This window comes from Enterococcus sp. 5H (genome assembly GCF_028128615.1).
GTDB lineage: Bacteria > Bacillota > Bacilli > Lactobacillales > Enterococcaceae > Enterococcus_L.
This window is the reverse complement of the sequence record NZ_AMDP01000023.1, coordinates 1-353: the sequence shown is the minus strand read 5'-3', so window position 1 is coordinate 353 and position 353 is coordinate 1. Positions and strand designations below refer to the sequence as shown.

General features: G+C 40.2%; 1 protein-coding gene. It reads left to right on the top strand.

Going from position 1 to position 353, the window contains the following annotated elements; all coding sequences use genetic code 11:
* Positions 1-306 (top strand): hypothetical protein (locus C240_RS10410; protein ID WP_271495235.1); only part of this gene is annotated, 306 nt, incomplete at its 5' end.
* Positions 307-353 lie beyond the last annotated feature (47 nt).

Here is a 353-nt window from a genome sequence, read left to right as displayed (position 1 = left end):
TTAGATTTCATGGGCTTTGATTTAACCATGCCTGAGGTATTGAACAATGCTGATCCTGGTTCTTCTAGCGGCGGATCATTTAACAGAAGCACTACAGGGAACAACTTTGATGGTGGAACAAATTATGACAGCTTAACACAAGCGATCATAGCAGCGATTCAAAGTGGGCAAATGTCTACTACGGAAGGTGGCAAACAAACCATCAACGTTACGGTTGAAGTGGAAGAGGAAGCTATCGGAAAAGCTTCTATCAATTACGTAAACAAGCAAATTGAGAAAACCAATACCATTCCGTTTGATTTGTAATGGTAGAGGAGGGAGTAAGATATGGCTGTTAATTTTTTGATTAACGG